This window comes from Actinomadura sp. HBU206391 (assembly GCF_014323665.1).
GTDB lineage: Bacteria > Actinomycetota > Actinomycetes > Streptosporangiales > Streptosporangiaceae > Actinomadura_C.
Genome location: NZ_JABVEB010000561.1, coordinates 1 through 1,188 on the forward strand (window position 1 = coordinate 1; position 1,188 = coordinate 1,188).

Here is a 1,188-nt window from a genome sequence, read left to right on the forward strand (position 1 = left end):
ACCTGGAACGAATCTGTGACTGATGAGGAGTACGGCCATGCCGCGTTCCATTCGCGACGCCCTGGAACTCACGCCCGAGCAGCGGGAGTTCGTCGAGCTGGCGAAGGAGTTCGCACAGCGTGAGATCCGGCCGGTGGCCAGGGCCGTCGACGAGGCCGACCATGAACTGCCCGCCGACGTGTGGCGGCGGGCCGCCGACGCCGGCCTGACCTCGTTCATGCTGCCCGCCGAGGTCGGCGGGGGTGGCGTGACCGACCTGGAGACCCAGTGCCTGGTGCAGGAGGAACTGTGCCACGGCGACATCAGCATCGGCAATCTCGTCACCTCGAACGGGTTCTTCGCCGCGCCGGTCGAGGCTCTGGGCACTCCGGAGCAGCGCCGGCGGTTCCTCGAACCGCTGTGCTCGGCCGAGCCGCCGCTGACCGCGCTGGCGGTGACCGAGCCGGGGGTCGGCTCCGACGCGGCCTCGCTCACCACCAGGGCGGTCCGAGACGGCGACTCGTACGTGCTGAACGGGCAGAAGGCATGGATCTCCAACGGGCCCTTCGCCCGGTTCTTCGTGGTGTTCGCCACCGTCGCCCCCGGCACCCGGTCGAAGGGCGTCACGGCGTTCGTCGTCGAGCGGGGGACCCCCGGCCTCACGATCGGCAACCCGATGCCCAAGATGGGGCAACGCGGGATCTCCTGCGCCGAGTTGTTCTTCACCGACTGCCGGATTCCGGCTGAGAACCGGCTGGGTGACGAGGGCCAGGGCTTCTATGGCCTGATGCGCACCTTCGACGCCTCACGCATCCTCATCGGGGCCGCGTGCACCGGGTTGGCGCGCGCCGCACTGGACGCCTCGCTGGCCTACGCGCGCGACCGCGAACAGTTCGGCGTAAAGATCATCGAGCATCAGGCGGTGGCGTTCCGGCTGGCCGACATGGCCGCGAAGGCCGACACGGCTCACCTCCTGACGATGCGGGCCGCCCGGCTGTTCGACCGGGGCGCCGACGTCACCGAGGAGGCGGCCATCGCCAAACTGGTCTCCTCGGAGGCTGCGATGTGGTGCACCTGGGCGGCGGTGCAGACCCACGGCGGCTGGGGATACTCCCGCGAGTACCTCGTGGAGAAGTGGATGCGCGACGCCAAGCTCGAGGAGATCGAGGAGGGCACGTCCGACATCCAGCGGATGATCATCTCCCGATC

At 69.4% G+C, this 1,188-nt stretch carries 1 protein-coding gene; it reads left to right on the forward strand.

Annotation, left to right across the window (positions count from 1 at the left end):
• Window positions 1–37: 37 nt before the first annotated feature.
• Window positions 38–1,188 (forward strand): acyl-CoA dehydrogenase family protein (locus HKK72_RS39415; protein WP_187239454.1); only part of this gene is annotated, 1,151 nt, incomplete at its 3' end.